Annotated in this window: 16 protein-coding genes; 10 read left to right on the top strand and 6 right to left on the bottom strand. The window is 74.8% G+C overall.

Annotation, left to right across the window (positions count from 1 at the left end):
* The first annotated feature begins 69 nt into the window (after nucleotides 1-69).
* The 4 genes from ABD296_RS10010 to ABD296_RS09995 all read left to right on the top strand — a co-directional run bounded on the left by ABD296_RS10010 (nucleotide 70) and on the right by ABD296_RS09995 (nucleotide 3,714).
* A complete protein-coding gene (locus tag ABD296_RS10010) occupies nucleotides 70-984 on the top strand; it encodes an ACP S-malonyltransferase (RefSeq protein ID WP_344263967.1) in 915 nt (304 codons plus the stop codon).
* Nucleotides 981-1,946, top strand: a complete 966-nt coding sequence (locus ABD296_RS10005; protein WP_344263965.1) for a beta-ketoacyl-ACP synthase III — start codon at nucleotides 981-983, stop codon at nucleotides 1,944-1,946. Before ABD296_RS10010 ends, ABD296_RS10005 begins: the two co-directional genes overlap by 4 nt.
* Before the next feature lie 57 nt (nucleotides 1,947-2,003).
* Complete coding sequence (locus ABD296_RS10000) at nucleotides 2,004-2,255, top strand: acyl carrier protein (RefSeq protein ID WP_344263963.1); 252 nt, start codon at nucleotides 2,004-2,006, stop codon at nucleotides 2,253-2,255.
* Nucleotides 2,256-2,406: 151 nt separating this feature from the next.
* The gene (locus ABD296_RS09995; RefSeq protein ID WP_344263961.1) at nucleotides 2,407-3,714 is read left to right on the top strand and encodes a beta-ketoacyl-[acyl-carrier-protein] synthase family protein; all 1,308 of its coding nucleotides are present in this window, start codon (nucleotides 2,407-2,409) and stop codon (nucleotides 3,712-3,714) included.
* Between the two features lie 244 nt (nucleotides 3,715-3,958).
* Here the strand turns inward: ABD296_RS09995 and ABD296_RS09990 are convergent, their stop codons facing one another.
* On the bottom strand, nucleotides 3,959-4,453 hold the full coding sequence (locus ABD296_RS09990) for a DUF3145 domain-containing protein (RefSeq protein ID WP_344263959.1): 495 nt from the start codon (nucleotides 4,451-4,453) through the stop codon (nucleotides 3,959-3,961).
* A 286-nt stretch (nucleotides 4,454-4,739) separates the two neighbouring features.
* Between ABD296_RS09990 and ABD296_RS09985 the strand changes: the two genes are divergently transcribed.
* The 4 genes from ABD296_RS09985 to ABD296_RS09970 all read left to right on the top strand — a co-directional run bounded on the left by ABD296_RS09985 (nucleotide 4,740) and on the right by ABD296_RS09970 (nucleotide 9,605).
* On the top strand, nucleotides 4,740-5,903 hold the full coding sequence (locus ABD296_RS09985) for a S8 family peptidase (RefSeq protein WP_344263957.1): 1,164 nt from the start codon (nucleotides 4,740-4,742) through the stop codon (nucleotides 5,901-5,903).
* A 101-nt stretch (nucleotides 5,904-6,004) separates the two neighbouring features.
* Entirely contained in the window at nucleotides 6,005-6,568 is a 564-nt protein-coding gene (locus ABD296_RS09980; RefSeq protein ID WP_344263955.1) for an RNA polymerase sigma factor, read from the top strand.
* Nucleotides 6,565-7,014: a hypothetical protein gene (locus tag ABD296_RS09975; protein WP_344263953.1), complete on the top strand. Its 450-nt coding sequence runs from the start codon at nucleotides 6,565-6,567 to the stop codon at nucleotides 7,012-7,014. Before ABD296_RS09980 ends, ABD296_RS09975 begins: the two co-directional genes overlap by 4 nt.
* Nucleotides 7,011-9,605, top strand: coding sequence for a CHAT domain-containing protein (locus ABD296_RS09970; protein WP_344263951.1), 2,595 nt, complete (start codon nucleotides 7,011-7,013; stop codon nucleotides 9,603-9,605). The genes ABD296_RS09975 and ABD296_RS09970 overlap by 4 nt, the downstream gene beginning before the upstream one ends.
* A 48-nt stretch (nucleotides 9,606-9,653) precedes the next feature.
* Here the strand turns inward: ABD296_RS09970 and ABD296_RS09965 are convergent, their stop codons facing one another.
* From ABD296_RS09965 to ABD296_RS09950, 4 genes are all read right to left on the bottom strand, one after another.
* Entirely contained in the window at nucleotides 9,654-10,484 is an 831-nt protein-coding gene (locus ABD296_RS09965; RefSeq protein WP_344263949.1) for a sulfurtransferase, read from the bottom strand.
* A gap of 127 nt (nucleotides 10,485-10,611) precedes the next feature.
* Nucleotides 10,612-11,736, bottom strand: a complete 1,125-nt coding sequence (locus tag ABD296_RS09960; protein ID WP_344263947.1) for an alkaline phosphatase family protein — start codon at nucleotides 11,734-11,736, stop codon at nucleotides 10,612-10,614.
* Between the two features lie 7 nt (nucleotides 11,737-11,743).
* Complete coding sequence (locus ABD296_RS09955; protein WP_344263945.1) at nucleotides 11,744-12,325, bottom strand: DUF5998 family protein; 582 nt, start codon at nucleotides 12,323-12,325, stop codon at nucleotides 11,744-11,746.
* 454 nt (nucleotides 12,326-12,779) lie between these two features.
* Nucleotides 12,780-15,224: a bifunctional acetate--CoA ligase family protein/GNAT family N-acetyltransferase gene (locus ABD296_RS09950; protein ID WP_344263943.1), complete on the bottom strand. Its 2,445-nt coding sequence runs from the start codon at nucleotides 15,222-15,224 to the stop codon at nucleotides 12,780-12,782.
* A gap of 165 nt (nucleotides 15,225-15,389) precedes the next feature.
* Between ABD296_RS09950 and ABD296_RS09945 the strand changes: the two genes are divergently transcribed.
* The gene (locus tag ABD296_RS09945) at nucleotides 15,390-16,313 is read left to right on the top strand and encodes a carbohydrate kinase family protein (RefSeq protein WP_344263941.1); all 924 of its coding nucleotides are present in this window, start codon (nucleotides 15,390-15,392) and stop codon (nucleotides 16,311-16,313) included.
* Nucleotides 16,314-16,368: 55 nt separating this feature from the next.
* On the opposite strand, the gene ABD296_RS09940 is transcribed toward ABD296_RS09945, so the two are convergent.
* The gene (locus tag ABD296_RS09940) at nucleotides 16,369-17,406 is read right to left on the bottom strand and encodes a LysR family transcriptional regulator (protein ID WP_344263939.1); all 1,038 of its coding nucleotides are present in this window, start codon (nucleotides 17,404-17,406) and stop codon (nucleotides 16,369-16,371) included.
* Between the two features lie 195 nt (nucleotides 17,407-17,601).
* On the opposite strand from ABD296_RS09940, the gene ABD296_RS09935 reads away from it, so the two are divergent.
* A complete protein-coding gene (locus ABD296_RS09935; protein ID WP_344263937.1) occupies nucleotides 17,602-17,811 on the top strand; it encodes a hypothetical protein in 210 nt (69 codons plus the stop codon).
* Nucleotides 17,812-18,013: the final 202 nt, after the last annotated feature.

Genomic DNA, 18,013 nt, shown 5'->3' with positions numbered 1-18,013 from the left:
AGGGGTACGGAGAAAGTTCGTTGCGATCGGCATCGAGAGCGGACCCGCGTTCGCGGGAGGCTGGTCGTTGTGATCCTCCTCGCATCGCCCGGCCAGGGCGCCCAGACCCCCGGCTTCTTGCAGCCATGGCTAGAGATACCCGGAGTCGCCGACCGCCTGGCCTGGTGGTCGGCCGTCACCGGGCTGGACCTGGTCCGGTACGGGACGACCGCCGACGCCGAGGAGATCCGTGACACCGCGGTGGCGCAGCCGCTGCTGGTCGCCGCCGCGCTCGCCGCGTACGAGGTGCTCTACGAGGACGCCGTTCCCGGCGCCGTCGCGGGGCACAGCGTCGGCGAGCTGGCGGCCGGCGCGATCGCCGGGGTGCTGACCCCCGAGGCCGCGCTGGTCCTCGTGCGGGAGCGGGGCCGCGCGCTCGCCGAGCCCGCCGCCGTCACCGAGACCGGCATGACGGCCGTGCTCGGCGGCGACGCCGACGAGGTGCTCGCCTCGATCGACAAGCACGGGCTCACCCCCGCGAACGTCAACGGCGCCGGCCAGGTCGTCGCCGCCGGGACGATGGAGCAGCTCGCGCGGTTCGCCGACGAGCCGCCCGCGAAGGCGCGGCTGCGGCCGCTGTCGGTCGCCGGCGCCTTCCACACCGGCCACATGGCCCCCGCCGTCGACACCCTCCGCCGCCTCGCGCCCGGCGCCCCCGTCGCCGACCCCCGCACGAAGCTGCTGCAGAACCGCGACGGCGCCGTCGTCGCGTCCGGCCGCGACTTCGTGGCGCGGCTGGTCGAGCAGGTCAGCGCCCCGGTCCGGTGGGACGCGTGCATGGCGACGATGCGCGAGATCGGCGTCACCGGGATCATCGAGCTGCCGCCGGCCGGGACCCTGGCCGGGCTGGCCCGGCGCGAGCTGAAGGGCGTGGAGCTGGTGGCCCTCAAGACCCCCGCGGACCTCGACAAGGCCCGCGAGCTGATCAAGGCGGACGCGGCATGACCGGGCTGCGCATCCCCGAGGCGGCCCCCGGCGCCCGCATCCTGGCGTTCGGCGACTACCGGCCGGCCCGGATCGTCACCAACGACGAGCTCTCCGAGACCGTCGACACCAACGACGAGTGGATCCGCAGCCGGGTCGGCATCCAGGAGCGGCGGATCGCCGGCGACGACGAGGGCATCGTCGAGCTCGGCGTGCACGCCGGCGGCAAGGCCCTCGCCAACAGCGGCCTCGACCCGTCCGACATCGACCTGGTGATCCTCGCGACCTGCTCGGCGGAGTCGCCGATGCCCGGCCACGCGCCGCAGGTCGCGCACCGGCTCGGCATCGACGCGCCCGGCGCCTTCGACCTGAACGCCGCCTGCGCCGGCTTCTGCTACGCGCTCGGCACCGCCAGCGCCGCCGTCCGCGCCGGCAGCGCCCGCAACGTGCTGGTGATCGGGTCCGAGAAGATGTCCCAGTGGATCGACTGGACCGACCGCTCCACCAGCATCATCTTCGCCGACGGGGCGGGCGCGGCGGTCGTCGCCGGCAGCGAGTCCCCCGGCATCGGCCCGGTCGTGTGGGGCAGCGCCGGCGACAAGTACGACAAGATCATCATCGACGACCGGCACTCGTTCATCCGGCAGGAGGGCCAGGCGGTGTTCCGCTGGGCCACCACCGCCATCGCGCCGGTCGCGGTGGAGGCGTGCGAGCGCGCCGGGATCGCCCCCGGCGACCTGGCCGCCGTCGTCCCGCACCAGGCCAACCTCAGGATCATCGAGGCGATCGCCCGCAGGATGAAGGCCACCAACGCGGTGGTGGCCGACGACATCGTGCAGTCCGGCAACACCTCGGGGGCCTCCATCCCGCTGGCCCTCTCCCGCATGATCGAACGCGGCGACGTACCGTCCGGCGCCCCCGCCCTCCTGGTGGGGTTCGGCGCCGGTCTGTCCTACGCTGCCCAAGTCATCCAGATCCCGTAGGCCGTCACGCCTGCTCGCAGGCTCTGGACCAACCCCATCGAAGGAGAAAGCAGAACCATGGCAGTCGCCACCGAACAGCAGATCCTGGACGGCCTCGCCGAGATCATCGACGACATCGTCGGCATCGACAAGTCCGAGGTCACCCCGGAGAAGAACTTCATCGACGACCTCGACATCGACTCGCTGTCGATGGTGGAGATCGCGGTGGCCGCGCAGGACCAGTTCCACGTCGAGATCCCCGACGACGAGCTGCGCAACCTGAAGAGCGTCCAGGACGTCATCAACTTCGTCCAGAAGCTCCAGAACTAGTCCAGACGGTGGCCGGGCGTGCGCGACGCGCCCGGTCGCAGGGAGGGCGCGCCGCCGCGCCGTCCGCGGGCCCCGGCACGGGGCCGCCGGGCGGTCCGGGCCGGGCGCGCCCTGCCTCCACTCCCCCTCCAGTCCGCAAGGAGCACCTGCCATGAGCAAGAGCCAGACCAGAGTCGTGGTGACCGGTCTCGGTGCAACGACCCCACTCGGCGGAGACCTGCCGTCGAGCTGGTCCGCCCTGCTCGCCGGAGAGTCCGGGGTCCGCAGCCTGGACTGGGAGGGCGTCGAGGATCTGCCGGTCCGTTTCGCCGCCACGCTGAAGGTGGACCCGGCCGAGGTGATGCCGAAGCAGTCGCTGCGCCGGCTCGACCGCAGCCAGGCGATCGCGCTGATCGCGGCGCGCGAGGCGTGGACCCACGCCGGTTTCGCGCCGGCGAAGAGCAACAAGACCATGCGCAACGAGGAGCCCGCGGGCGTCCAAGGCGGCTTCGTCGTCGACGGCGACCGGCTCGGCGTCGTGGTCTCCAGCGGCATCGGCGGCCTGCACACCGCGCTGAACAGCTACGACGTGTTCCGCGAGCAGGGCTGGTCGCGGGTGTCGCCGTTCACCGTCCCGATGCTGATGCCGAACGGCGCGTCCGGGCACGTCGGCATCGAGTTCGGCGCCACCGCCGGCTCGCACGCCCTGGTCAGCGCGTGCGCGTCCAGCGGCGAGGCCGTCGGCTACGCCATCGACATGATCCGCGCGGGCCGCGCCGACGTCGTGATCTGCGGCGGCACCGAGTCGTGCATCCACCCGCTGCAGATGGCCTCGTTCGGCCGCATGCGCGCGATGTCGACCCGCAACGAGGAGCCGGCGCGCGCGTCCCGTCCCTACGACAAGAACCGCGACGGGTTCGTGCTCGGCGAGGGCGCCGCCATGATCATCCTGGAGTCGGAGGAGCACGCCCGCGCCCGCGGCGCCCGCGTGCACGGCATCGCCGCCGGCTGCGGGTACTCCAACGACGCCTACGACATCGTGCTGCCCGACCCGAGCGGCGGCGGGCAGGCCAAGGCGATGCAGCGGGCCCTCGACGACGCGGGCCTGCGGCCCGAGGACGTCGTGCACATCAACGCGCACGCCACCTCGACCCCGTCCGGCGACGTGGCCGAGCTCAACTCCATCAAGGCGGGCCTCGGCGACGAGGCCGCCTCGAAGGTCGTCATCACCGCGACCAAGTCGATGACCGGGCACCTGCTCGGCGGCGCCGGCGCGCTGGAGTCGGCGTTCACGATCCTCGCGCTGCGCGACGGCCTGGTCCCGGCCGTCGCCAACCTGGAGGACCTCGACGACGACGTCGAGCTGGACATCGTGCGAGGCGAGCCGCGCAAGCTCGCCGACGGCCCCGCCGCGGCGCTCAACAACTCCTTCGGCTTCGGCGGCCACAACGTGTCGGTCGCCTTCCAGCGCGCCGTGTGAGACCTCCGCGCGGTCGATGACCGCGCACGGAACAGCCCGGCAAGTCCGACTCGCCGGGCCGTTCCGTCTTTCCGCCCGTTCAGGTCCAGGCGACGACCCCCAGCCGTCACGCGAGCGCGTTAACTGACCGGTGGGGCGACGCCGAAGGCGAGCCCCACCGGGAAGCTCGCGAAGCGAGGCCGCGCTCGCCCAAGCACGGTCAAGGGCCGAGCCGCTAGGCGAGGCCCTTGGGCCGGGGTTGCAATTAGACAGCAGCGTGCAGCCAGCGGACCGGGGCTCCGTCTCCGGCCCGCCGGAAGGGCTCCAGCTCGTTGTCCCACGGCGTGCCGAGGAGCCGCTCGAGCTCGTGCTCCAGCGACGCCTTGCCGACGGCGGCGTTGGCCATGACCGAGCGCAGCCGGTCCTCGGGCACCATGATGTCGCCGTTGGCGCCGATGACGCCGCTGAACACCCCGAGGGACGGGGTGAAGCTGTAGCGGACGCCGTCGCTGCCCGGCGTGGGGTCTTCGGTGGCCTCGAACCGCACCAGTTTCCAGTTGCGCAGGGCCGAGGTGATCCCCGCGGCGGTGCCCGGCCTGCCCTCCCAATGAAGCTCGGCGCGCAGCGTCCCCGGCGCGGCCGCCTGATCAGCCCACTCAAGGGAAACGGGCACGCCGAGAACACCTGCGGCGGCCCACTCGATGTGCGGGCTCAGCGCAGGTGGCGCGGAGTGGACGTAGAAAACGCCACGTGCGGTCACCGGACCTCCTGGATCTGTACCGAGGCTCGTCTTCCCCTACGGCCTCGTACGTCCCAAGACGGCGTCCGCGTCCCTCATTGTGCATCATCGGCCCCGGTCGCACCACCGTGAGTTCACCGTTTGCCGGACCCTTGACCACGGGATGCACACCGTTCACCGACTTCGGCCGCCAAGCGTAGGCCCTCGTCCCGCCGCCCGCCCGGGTTTCCGAACGTTCCGCAGTCACTCATGGTTCCCGTTCGGGCACGATAAGTGCCCGGAGGTGCTGCAGGGGAGGCGGGGATCGATGTTCGACCAGGAGGCGCGGCTGGAACGGCTGCTGGACCGGCACCGGGACGCGATGGTCGTGGAGCCGGTGCCGGGGCGGCGGACGCTGGTACGGCGCGACCAGATCCTCGTTTCCGGGCAGGACGCGGGCACCGCGCAGGATCTGGTGCGGCGCTGGTGCGACGCGCGGCGGGACGAGCCGGGCGCGACCCGGCTGCTGCTTAGGCCGTCGGCGAAGGTGGACGTCTGCGAGCTGTCCGCACAGCTGTCGGGGGGTGGCCGCCATCGGACGCTGAGCGTCTCGCCGAACCATCTCGTGCACGGCCAGCCGATGTGGTGGAGCGGGCCGGCCGACCGGCCGCGCCCGGCGGCGCCGCTGCCCGCCCCGGCCGCGGCATGCGCGCGGCGGGACGTGACCGTCGCGGTCCTGGACACGGGCCTGGCGCCGCACCCGTGGTGGGAGGACGCCGCGTGGTTCCGCGAGCAGCGCGACGAGGTCGCGGAGGTGCTCGACGCGGACCTCGACCTCGAACTGGACGCCCAGGCGGGACATGGCACGTTCATCGCGGGCGTGGTGCTGCGGCACGCGCCGACGACGGCGCTGCGGGCGCTGCGGGTCATCGGCGGGGACGGCGTCGGCGACGAACTGGCCGTCGTCCGGGCGCTGACGTGGCTCGCGGGCTGGGGGCGGGCCGACGTGGTGAACATCTCGCTCGGCTGCCACACCTTCGACGACCGCCCGTCCCCGGTGCTGGCGAGGGCGGTCGCCGCGCTCGGCCGCCGGACGGTCGTGGTGGCGTGCGCCGGGAACACCGCGAGCGAGCGCCCGTTCTGGCCCGCCGCGATGAAGCCGGTCATCGGGGTCGCGGCGCTCGACGGGGACGACCGGGCCTGGTTCTCCAACTACGGCTGGTGGGTGGACGCCTGCGCGCCGGGCGTGGACGTCGCGAGCACGCACGTGTGGTTCGACGGCCCGCGCCCGCCCTCGGGCGACGGCGATCCGGACCGGTTCGAGGGGTACGCGACGTGGAGCGGGACGTCGTTCGCCGCGCCCGCCGTCACGGGGCGGATCGCGGGCCTCGCGGCGACGGAGGGGCTGGACGCGCCGTCCGCGGCCGACCGGGTCCTCGACCCGGCACACGGGGTTACCCTTCCGGACCTCGGTGTAATCATCAGTTCTTGAACACGGTCCGATGGCGAAGCGGTAACCGTGCACGCTGTGTCGTCAATTCTCAACTTAGAGTTATCCGCCGAAGTGGAGAATGACCGGCGGGAGATCCCTTGGTGGCTGTGCAGGACGACGATGCGGGCGAGCTGGTGGCGAGGGCTCGGGACGGTGACGGCGCCGCGTGGACGCGGCTGGTCGAGCGGTACAGCGGGCTGCTGTGGTCGATCGCCCGCTCGCACGGGCTGGACGACGCGGACGCGGGCGACGTGGTGCAGACCTCGTGGCTGCGGCTGGTGGAACGGATCGGCGCGCTCGACGATCCGGCCGCGACGGGATGCTGGCTGGCGACGACGGCGCGCAACGAGTGCCTGCGGCTGGTGCGGCGGCGGGCCCGCGAGCTGCCGCCGGCGGCGCTCGTGACGCACGGCGGCCTCGGTCTGAGCGGCGTGCCCGGGACGTATCGCGGGTCCGGGCCGGACGAGGTCGCCGTGGTGCGGGACCGGGTGGGGCGGGTCGGCGCCGCGCTCGACGCGCTCCCCCGTCGCTGCCGGACCCTGCTGCGCCTGTTCGCGCAGGCGGCCAGCTACGCCGAGCTGGCGGCGGCGCTGGGGATCCCCGTCGGCAGCGTCGGCCCGACCCGGGCGCGGTGCCTGTCGGCGCTGCGGAGGCTCGTCCCGTGAACGACGAAGAGCTGATGGCCGGGACGCGGGCCGCGTTCGACGCGCTCGACCCGGTGCCGGAGGGGGTGCTGGCGGCGGCGCGGTCGGCGCTCGGATGGCGGACGCCGTCCGCCGCGCTGGCGGAACTGCGCGAGGACCTCGGCGGCCGTCCGGCGGCGGGAGTGCGCGGCGCGGCGGGGCGGTCGCTGACGTTCGCCTGCCCCGGGTCGACGGTGGAGATCGAGGTGGCCGGGGACGGCCGGCACCGCGAGATCACCGGGCGGCTCGTCCCGCCGGCGGGCGCCGACATCGTCGTCCGGCATCCGGGCCTTCCGCCGGACCGGCCGGTCGCGCGCACCGGGGCGACCGGGCTGTTCTGCCTCCCGGACGTGCCGGAGGGCCTGGTCAGCCTGCTGTTCCGGCTGCCGGACGGCACGTCGGTCGTCACGAGCTGGATCCGCGTATGAGCGAGGAGGACGAGCGGGCGCTGCTGTGGCTGGCGGCGACCGACCCGGCGACGGCGCATGCCCGCGCGCTGACGCTGCTGCGGGGAGGCGACGACATCCTCGCCCTGCGGATCGCGGGCCTGGCGGCCAAGGAGCTGGGGCGCCTGGACGAGGGGCTCGCGTTCCTGCACCGCGCGCTCGACCTCGCGACCGGACGCGAGACGGCGGGCGCCGCGTTGGAGGACGCGGATTGGCCGCTGTTCGAGGCGGATCCGTGGACGGGCGACGCGCGTCCCGATCCCTATGCCGCCGCGAAGGTCCGGATGAATCTGGTCGGGCTGTTGACGGCCCGCGGGGACCTCACCGGTGCGCTCACCCACGCTGAGGAGGCGGAAACCGTCCTGCAGGGTCCGGACGCGGACCGGCTCGCCGCCAACAAGGCCTGCGCGCTGGCGCGGGCCGGACGCGTCGCCGAGGCGCACGACGTCGCGGAGCGGGCGCTCGCTGAGCTGCGGCGGGGGCACGACCCGGCGGCGCTCAACGGGCTGCTGGGCAACATCGGGCTCGCGCGGGCGATGCACGGCGACTTCGACGGCGCGGAGAAGGCCCTCGCCGAGGCCGTGGCGGTCGGCGAAGCCGCCGGGCTACGGCACCAGACGGCGATGGCCAGGGGCAACCTGGCGTTCGCGGTGTCGCGGCGCGGGGACGTTCCGCGCGCGCTTGGGCTCTATGCGGAGGCCGAGCCCCACCTGGCCGGGGAGCGCCTCGCGCAGTGCCGGCTCGACCAGGCGGAGACCCTGATCGCGGCGGGCCTGCCCAGAGAGGCGCGGCCCCTTCTCGACGCGGCGCTCGACGCGGCGAGGACCCACGGCTACCGGTGCGACGTGGCGGACGCCCTGCTGCTGCGCGCGCACGCGGAACTGGCGGACGGCGATCCCGAGCGCGCCACCGGGACCGCCGTGGAGGCGCGGGACGCCTTCGCCGCGCAGGAGCGCGCCGGATGGATCGCGCTCGCCGACCACGTGCTGATCAAGGCGCGGTGGGCGACGGGCGAGCGGTCCGAGGCGCTGCTGGCGAACGCCGCGGAGGCGGGCGACCGGCTCGGCGACGGAGGCTGGGCGGGCGCCGCCGCCGAGGCCCTGATCATCGCCGCGCGGACGGCGATGGCGCTCGGCAGGCCGTCCGGTCACCTGCTGCCGCGCGCCGCCGGTGCGGAGGCCCCCGCCGCGGTCCGGATCGCCGGTCTGCACGCCACCGCGCTGGAACGCCGGTCGCGCGGTGATGTGCGGGGCGCGCTCGACGCCGTCCGGGACGGGCTGGAGGCGGCCGGGCGGCACGCCGAGGTGCTCGGCGCCCTGGACCTGCGGGCCCGCGCGGCGGGGCTCGCGGGCGAGCTGGCCCGGCTCGGCCTGGGCCTCGCCCGGTCGGCGCGGGAGCTGCTGGCGCTGGAAGAGCGGCGGCGGGCCATCGCCCGTCCGGGGCGGCTGCGCCCGCCCGCCGATTCCGAGCGGGCCGCGGCGCTGGCCGCGCTGCGGGCACTCAGCGTCGCGCACACCTGCGACACCGCGCGCGGCGGCGTCCCGTCCGTGCTGGCCGCCGATCTCGCGGCCTTGGAGGCGAAGGTCAGCGCGCACACGCGGCGCCGTCCGGGCGGCCCGTCCTCCTCGGACGCCCCGGCGGTCACCGAGATCGCCGCCGCCCTCGGCGAGCGCGCCCTGGTGGAGATGATCGCGGTGGGCGGGGAGCTGCACGCGGTGACCGTCGCGGGCGGCCGGATCCGCCGGCGCCGGCTCGGTGACCTCGGCGGCGCGGTCCGCGAGACCGGGCTGCTCCGCTTCGCGCTGCGGCGGCTCGCGGGCGCGGACGACCCCGCATCGCTCGCCGCCGCCGCCGAGTCCGCCGGGCGCCTCGACCGGCTCCTGCTCGCACCGCTGCGCGCCGTCATCGGCGACCGCGACCTGGTGATCGCCCCGACGGGTCCGCTGCACGGACTCCCCTGGGCGGTGCTCCCGTCGCTGGCCGGCCGCCCGTTCGCGGTCGTGCCGTCGGCCGCCGCGTGGCTGCGTGCCCGTTCGGCCCCTCCGTGCGGAGGACGCACCGTCCTGGTGGCGGGCCCCGGCCTGGCGCACGCCGGACGCGAGATCACCGCACTGCGCGGCGTCCACCCCGGCGCGGCCGTCCTGGACGGGCCGGACGCGCGCGCCGAACCCGTCCGCAACGCGCTGGACGGCGCCGCGCTCGCCCACATCGCCGCGCACGGCGAGTTCCGCGAGGGGAACGCGCTGTTCTCGCGGCTGCGGCTCGCCGACGGGCCGCTGCTCGTCCACGACCTGGACGGGCTGGCCGCGCCGCCCCGCGTGGTGGTGCTGTCGGCGTGCGACATCGGCCGCGCCGACGAGGGCGACGCCGTCGTCGGGATGGCGGGCGTGCTGCTCGCGCTGGGCGCCGCCACGGTGATCGCCAGCGTCACGCCCGTCCGCGATGCCACGACGCCGGACTTCATGTCGGCGTTCCACGCCGGACTGGCGGCGGGAGGGTCCCCGGCCCGCGCGCTCGCCGAGGCGCCGCGCTCGACCGGTGTGGCGGGCTTCCTCTGCTTCGGCTCCGGATGACGGGCGCCCGTGGCCGGCCCCGCCGGCCACGGGAACGCAGGCGAGTGGTCAGGAATCCCCGGTCGCGACGGGCCGGACGGCGTCGGCGACCCAGTTCGACCAGGACCCGACGTAAAGGGCGGCGGGGATGCCCGCGAGGTTGAGCGCCAGGATCTCGTGCGCGGCCGTGACGCCGGAACCGCAGTAGGCGCCGACATCCAGCGCGTCGGTGGCGCCGAGCTGCGCGAACCGCTCGCGCAGCAGCTCGGGCGGCAGGAACCGGCCGTCCACCCCGACGTTCCCGGACGTCGGGGCGTTGCGCGCCCCGGGGATGTGCCCGGCGACGGGGTCGACGGGCTCGTTCTCGCCGCGGTAGCGCTCGGCCGCGCGGGCGTCCAGCAGCACCCCCTCCGTCGCCAGCGCCCCGGCCCCCTCGGCGTCCAGCACGGGCAGCCGGCCGGGGCGGGCGAAGAAGTCGCCCGGCTTGACGTCCGGCTCCTCGGTGGTGACCGCGCGGCCCGCCTCCGTCCAGGCCCGGTACCCGCCGTTCAGCACGCGGACCCGGTCGTGGCCGAAGTAGCGCAGCGACCACCAGACGCGCGCGGCGGAGGTGGAGTCGGCGTCGTCGTAGACCACGACGAGCCGGTTCCCCGACACCCCGGCCCGGCGCATCGCGGCCTCGAAGTCACCGGACGCGGGCAGCGGGTGCCGTCCGGCGGGACCCGGCGGCCCGGCCACGTCGCGGTCCAGGTCGACGAACACGGCCCCGGGGAGATGGCCCTTGCGGTAGGAGTCGATTCCCGGCGGCCCCGCCAGATGCCAACGCACGTCCAGCAGGACCAGGGGGGTCTGCTGCCGGAGCAGCCGGTCCAGCGCGGGCACTTCGATGAGAGGGTGCACATCGCCAGTTTGACCGTCATCCTCCGGATTAGGGAGGGGCGCGGCGCGGTTCGTCACGATCCGCAGCCTACGCACGACAGGCCGCCCGACACGCCGGGGCGCGCTGCTGCCGGTGACCTGCCCCCGGTCAAGGGCGGGTCACCGACAGCAGCGGGACGATCTGCTCCGCGGCGACGAGCGAGCCGTGCATGCCGATCATGCGGTTCAGCCACGGCTCCCGCTCGGACGCCACGATCGCCAGGTCCCCGTGCGGAACCGCGATCACGTCGCCGATCCGCTCCGCCATCCCGGCAGCGAGGGGGCCGAACCAGCCGTCCGCCACCGCCTCCTCGCGCGGCACCACCCACGCCCGGTCGCCGACCGTCGCGGTCCACGCCGCGAGGACGTCGGCGTGGGCGCCCGGCTCGCTGTAGACGTACCGGCAGCGCGCGTCGCCGCCGAGCAGCGCCACTCCCTCACCCAGCTCGGGAACGGTGTCGGCGTCGACGCGCTCGGCCGGATCCACCATGCCGTGATCGGCGGTGACGTACAACGCGGCGCCCGCGGGCAGGACCGACGCGAGCTCCTGCACGAGGTAGTCGACGAAGCGCAGCTGGTGGCGCCACTCGGGCGAGCCCGTCCCGAACGTGTGCCCGGTCGAGTCGAGGTCCGGGTGGTACACCGTCACCAGGGACCGGTCGCCGCGCCGCAGCGCCCGCTCGGCCCGCCCGACGAGCTGCCCCAGACCGTCCGCGGCCAGGTAGTCGGCGCCGCGGGCCGTGGCGCGGCTGAGCGGCGAGTCCCGGTACCGGCCGAGGGCCACGTAGGCGGCCTCGACGCCGTCCGCCGCGGCCCGCTCGTAGATCGTCGGCGCGGGCTGGAAGCAGGCCGGGTCGACGTCGTCGTCCTGCCAGCGCAGGCAGTTGAGCAGCCGTCCCGTGCCCGGGATCGCGACCTGCAGGCCGAGCAGCCCGTGCCCGCCGGGCGGCAGCCCGGTGCCGAGCGACCCGAGGCTGGTGACGGTCGTCGCGGGGAACCCCGCGGAGATCGGCCCGCCGCCCATCGCGGTCAGGTACGGCGCCTCGTCCGGATGGGCGCGCAGCTGCTCCCAGCCGAGCCCGTCGACCAGCAGGACGCAGGCGCGCGGCAGCGCGGGCAGGCCGAGCACGTTCGGCGCGCCCGGGACGCCCATCGCCGCCAGCACCGACACCGGGACGTCGGCGAGCGCGCCGGCCCCGTACCGGGGGACGGGCGGCGCCGGCCCCCCGCTCAACGGACGCTCACCCGGCGGTCGCCGCCGACAGCTCCTCGGCGAAGGCCAGCACCTGCCCGACGGCGTCCGCGCCGTCCGCGGCCTCGCTCACCCGCAGCGACAGGTCGTCGGCGGTGACGCTGCCGGTGTAGCCGTGGTCGGCCTCGCAGTTCTCGTCGCCGCAGGTCGCCGGCTCGAGGTCGATGTGCGCGATGGCGCCCCAGCCGATCGTCAGCACGACCTCCGTCGGCGGCACCCCCGGCACGTAGGCGGCCGGGTCCGGGACGACGCGCGTCACCGCGACCGACTGGACCCGCTCCAGCTTCACCGCCTCCGTGGTGGTGGACGCGTGCGGGCGCTCCATGCCCTCTCCGGGCGGGTGCTCGTCGGTGTGGCACACCAGCAGCCGGGTCGCGGACAGCACCAGCACGGTCACGTGCCGCCGCACCTCCATCGCGGGGTCGAACGTCGCCTCGTGGTGCACGACGTACGCGGTGACGCGCTCGTCCCCTATGGCCGACTCGACCGCGTCCGCGACCAGGGCCGGGTAGTAGCCGCTGCGCTCGATCGCCGTGCGCAAACCATGAGCGGTCGCTCGGGTTTCCCTCATGGCCCCTATCCTGCCCTGTCCAGGGGCGGACGCGCACATGCCCGGCCCGATGGGCGGGTGCTCCGGCGCGCCGCGCGGGGCGGGGCCGGAGCGCGGCCCGCACGGGTACCCGAGGGGCACGCGGGTACGGGGGTCCCATGGACGAGAAAGACCCGCTGCCGACCCCGCCGCCGGTGCCCCCGCCGACACCGGACCCGGCCCCTGCTCCGGAACCGCTGGTCCCGCCGGTCGAGCCGCCGCCCGGCCCGATGCCGGGGCCCGCGCCCCAGCCGCCCCGGCCGATCCCGCCGGGACCCGCGCCCGACCCCGTCCCGCCGGGCCCGCCGCCGGAACCGACACCGCCGGGACCCGCGCCGCAGCCCACCCCGCCGATGCCGGATCCCGACCCGGTCCCGCCGGGGCCCGAGCCGGACCCGGTTCCGCCGACCCCTGAGCCCGCGCCACCGCCGCCCGGTTAGCGCAGGCGGCGGGGGGCCAGTTCGGTTCGCGGGCCCAGCGGGCGCTCCAGGCGCAGGGCGACGTCGCGCACCGCGACGCCGGACGCGTCCGCCATGACCGGGTCCAGTTCGAGGCGCGCCACCTCGGGCAGGTCGTAGCCGAGCCGGGACACCCGCAGCAGCAGCTCCTCCAGGGCCGCGACGTCCACCGGCTCCGCGCCGCGATGGCCCAGCAGCAGCGGCGCCGTCCGGATGGCGCGGATCAGCTCCGCGGCCTCCACGTCCGTCAGGGGCGCCAGGCGGTAGGCGCGATCGTCAAGGAGGGCGGCGGTCTCGTCGGCGAGGCCGAACGACACGACGGCGCCGAACGACGGGTCCTCCATGGTCACGATCCGGGCCGGCACTCCCCTGCCCGCGTCCGGCGCGATCTCGATGCCGTAGCAGCCGAGCAGCTCGGCGGCCTGCTCCGGCGCCGCGTGCACGGGGCCGCCGGAATCGAGCCATCCCTGCACCAGCGCCCGCGCGCGCCTGCGATCGGTGCCCGGCAGCTCGGGCAGATGCCCCGCCGGGGTCCGCCGCCACTGCGCGTACCGGATGACGTACGCCAGCGCGCGGACGGCGTCCTCCGGCGCGGCGTACGAGGGCACCGACCCCTCGGCCGCCATCCCGTCCGGGCCGGTGATCCGCAGATCGGCCGGCATGCCCTCCGTCCCCAGGTACGTCGCCACGATCGGCTTGCTGGCGTCCGCCGCCAGCCGAAGGATCTTCTCCGGGACGCGCACGTCGTATCCGCCGATCGTGGGCGGGGTGAACAGCGCCACGACCGCGTCGACGGTGTCGTCCTCCAGCACGCCCGCCAGCGCCGCCTCGTAGTCGTCGGCGTCCGCGCGCGGACCCAGGTCGACGCGCGGACGGACCTCCAGGCCCAGCGCGACCGCCGCGTCCTGCGCCAGCAGCCCCAGCGAGTTCGAGTTGTCGATCACCGCGATCCGGTCGCCGGACGGCAGCGGCTGGTAGGCCAGCAACTGCGCCACGTCGAACAGCTCCGACAGGTCCTCCACGCGGATCAGCCCGGCCTGCTGGAACAGCGCGCTGACCGCGTGGTCGGGCAGGGTCAGCGCCCGGGCGGCGTGCCCGATCGGCACGCCCTGCGTGCTGCGCCCGCTCTTCACCGCCACGATCGGCTTGCGGCGGCCCAGCCGGCGCGCCAGCCGCGCGAACTTGCGCGGGTTGCCCAGCGACTCCAGGTAGAGGAGGACGGCCTTGGTCGCCGGGTCCTCCTCCCAGTACTGCATCAGGTCGTTGCCGGACACGTCGGCCCGGTTCCCCGCGGACACGAACGTCGACAGCCCCAGGCCGCGCTCCGCCGTCCGCTGCAGGATCGCGATGCCGAGCGCGCCGGACTGGGAGAAGAAGCCGACCGGGCCGCGTCCCGGCAGGGTCGGCGCCAGCGTCGCGTTCAGCCGGACGTCCGGGTCGGTGTTGGCGATGCCCAGGCAGTTAGGGCCGACGACCCGCATCCCGTAGGCGCGGGCCAGCCGCACCAGCTCGTCCTGGTCCGCGCGGCCCTCCGGGCCCGTCTCGCCGAACCCGGACGACACGACGACCAGGCCCCGCACGCCCTTGCCCGCGCACTGCTCGACGACCTCCCGGACCGCGTCGGCCCGCACCGCGACGACCGCGAGGTCCACGTCGTCGGGGATGTCGAGGACGGACGCGTAGGCCCGCACCCCCGCGACCGCCGTCGCCGTCGGATGCACCGGGTACACCGGCCCGCTGAAGTCCCCGCCCAGCAGGTTCCGCAGGACGGTCTGCCCGACGCTGTGCTCGGCCCGGCTCGCCCCGACCACCGCCACCGACTCCGGGAACAGCAGCCGCTGGATCGACCGGGACTCCGCCCGGTGCTCGCGCGCCGCCATCACCTCCACCGACGTCTCCGTCGGCTCCAGGTCCAGGACGAGCTCGATCACGCCCTCCTCGAACCGCTGCTCGGCCTGGTAGCCCGCCTCGCGGAACACCCGCGTCATCCGCCGGTTGTCCGGCAGCACGCTGGCCACGAACCGGCGCACGCCCCGCTCCCGCGCGGCCGCCGCGATGTGCTCCAGCAGCACCGGGCCCAGCCCCCGCCCCTGGTGGGCGTCCTCGACCAGGAAGGCGACCTCCGCCGTCTCCGGCCGGTCGTTCAGCATGTCGTACCGGACGACCGCCACCATCTCGCCCGCGATGGTGGCGATCAGCGCGACGCGCCGGTCGTAGTCGACGCCGGTGAAGTGCTCGACCTCACGGTCGGTGAGGTACGGGCGCGGCGAGAAGAACCGGTAGTAGATCGACTCCGGCGACAGGCGCGCGTAGAAGACCCGCAGGAGATCGCCGTCCTCGCTCCGGATGGGCCGCAGATGCGCCGTCCCGCCGTCGCTCAGGACGACGTCGGCCTCCCACTGATCCGGATAACCCTCGGTCACGTACCGAGCGTAAGGCACGGGGCGCCGCCGCCACGCTGAGGAAAAACCCGCGATCCCGGGTTTCGCTGCGCGTTCGAGACCTAATCCGGGGCCGGGAGCTGTTACGGTCGGTTCCACGCCCTGGATGCCGCTCGCGCGGGCCGTGTTGATCGAGGTGATGACTCCATGACGCGCGTGGTCGTGGTCGGCGATCTCATGACAGACACCGTGGCTCGTGCCGCGTTCCCGTTGGCGAAGGGCAGTGACACGCCCGCCGCCGTGACGATCCATGGAGGGGGTTCGGGCGCCAACGTCGCGTCCTGGCTCGCCCTGGAGGGGATCGAGGTCGCCTTCGTCGGCCGCCGCGGCTCCGACATCGCGGGACGCAACCGCGACATGGAGCTGATGGGGTACGGCGTCGACGCCCGCCTGGTCATGGACCAGGAGCGCCCCACCGGCACCTGCGTGGTGATGGTCACCCACAAGGGCGACCGGACCATGCTGTCGGACCCGGGCGCCAACGCGGCCCTGCTCCCCGAGGACATCGAGCGCTGCAAGGACCTGTTCTCGCAGGGCACGCACCTGCACATGTCCGGCTACTCGCTGATCAACGAGGGCTCCCGCAAGGCCGCCATCCACACCCTCGAACTCGCCCGCCAGGCGAACATGTCGGTGTCGGTCGACGGCGGCTCGTCCTCCCCGCTCAAGCGGATGGGCGCCGAGCCGTTCCTGGAGTGGACGCAGGGCGCCCGGCTCCTGGTCGTCGCCGCCAAGGAGGCCGAGATCCTCACCGGCCGCGAGAACCCGGCCGCGGCCGCCAAGGTGCTCACCGCCTGGTACCCGCAGGTCGTCATCAAGGTCGGCGCCGACGGCGCGCTCTGGTACACCAACGGCCGCCCCGAGCCCGTCACGGTCGCCGCCGAGCCGGTCGAGAAGGTCGTCGACGGCACCGGCGCGGGCGACGCGTTCATCGCCGGCTTCCTGCCGCCCTGGCTGGACGGCAAGCAGCCCGCCGACGCCCTCACCGCCGGCTGCCACCTGGCCGCCCAGGCCACCCAGCACCTCGGCGCCCGCCCGTCCCTCGACGTCGTCGACAACCAGATCAAGTAGCGGGGCGCCTCGCCCTTCGCGGTCAGGCGACCGGTTGGTCAGGCGAGCGAGGCGGTCAGGCGAGCGGGGTGTAGGTCCGGACGTCCTCGCGGACGGCCGCCCAGAGGCGGTTGAGCGGGTGGTCGGCGCCGTAGCGCTCCAGGTCCGCGCGGCGGACGAAGGCACCGGTCATCAGCTCGGCCTTCGGTTCCAGGTCGTCGTGCAGGGCGATGGCGCGCAGCGGCACGGTGCCCGGGTCGTCCTGCGCGGCCATCCCACGCCCGATCGAGCCGGTGACGATCATGCAGCCGCGGACGAAGCCGGAGCGCAGCAGCGACAGGCCGTAGTGCACGTCGTCGATGTCGGCGACGACGGTCAGCCGGTCCCGGAAGGCGGGGCCGTACCAGGTGGCCAGCAGGTCGGCGACCAGCCCGGCGGGCGGCAGCACCAGCGGGACGCCGCCGAGGCGGCTGGTGCGGACCGGGGTGTCCGGCAGTTCGCCGTCCGGCAGGTTGGTCAGCAGCAGCGCCTGCCCGCGCGCGTACTCGACCACCTCGTACTCCTTGAGCCGCCGGTCGCCCTCCGGCGTGCTGACGATGCTGCCGCAGACCAGGTCGACCTGCTTGGTCTCCAGCCGGGACCACAGGTCCTTGGTGCGGACGTGCAGGACCTTGAACTCGACCTCGCGCTGCCGGAACTCCTCCGACACCGCCGCCCACGCGCGCGACACGATCGGCAGGGTGAACTCGGTGGTCCCGACCGTCAGCATCCGGCCGAGCCGGCGGCGGCTCCAGTGGATCGACTCCAGCCAGTTCGCGACGGTCGTGCGCGCCAGTTCCACGGTCGTCTCGCCCGTCGGGGTGAACAGGTAGTCCTTGCCCCGGCCCTGCCGGACGGTCAGCACCTCCCCGCACAGCGCCTGGCTGTTTCGGTTGAGGGTGTCCAGCTGCTTCTGGACGCTGGACTGCTCGCGGCCCAGCGCCCGCGCGGCGCGCAGCGCGGACCCCGTCTCGTGCACCACCAGCAGCGTCCGCAGCTGGTCGAAGGTGGTGTCCAGCAGGCCCGGCGGGCAGTCGAGGAGCGCGTCGAGGGTCGATGACACGGGGAGGGACATTACTACCTGCTCCTTCGCTCCGCTCTTTCGTCCGCTCGTGCGCCCCACCGAAATGGCCGACCGTTCATTTGAGCGGGAAATGATGACATTTCCCGCTCAACTTATCTCAAGATGTTCCCCCAAACAGCTGGACAGGGTTTTCTAACCTCTAGAACACTTTCCTCTCATCGCCCCCGTACCCGAGGAAGCAGATCCGTGACGCCGACCGCCCCCGCGCACCCCGTCCCGTCGACCGACGGCGGGCCGCCGGAGAAGATCGCCGTCCCGGTGCTGCCCTCGGCCGCCCCGCCGCAGGCGGGCGACCGGCTCGTGTACTCCGGCGTGCGGGACGAGCCCAGCGGGCGACGCGCTCACCGGCCTCGACCATCGGGCGGCACCCCCGGAGGCCTGGGGGTCCGCCCCTAGGCCGCATCGACCCCGGTTCGCCGCGGCTCTTCTCCGCCGCGGCGCCCGGACCGGTCACCGGTCCGTGCGCGGGGCCGCGCGCACGGGCCGGTCCCATTCGCACCGCCCGCGCCTACAGGGGCGCGCGGGCGGCGCCTCGCGGTCACGGCCGGGCCGAACCCGCCTCCGCGCGGGTCCGGCCGCCCGGGAGCGGCAGCGCGGC

This window comes from Actinomadura napierensis, from assembly GCF_039529375.1.
Lineage (GTDB): Bacteria > Actinomycetota > Actinomycetes > Streptosporangiales > Streptosporangiaceae > Spirillospora > Spirillospora napierensis.
The sequence above is the reverse complement of the archived record's forward strand: the minus strand, read 5'-3'. Positions and strand labels throughout refer to the sequence as shown.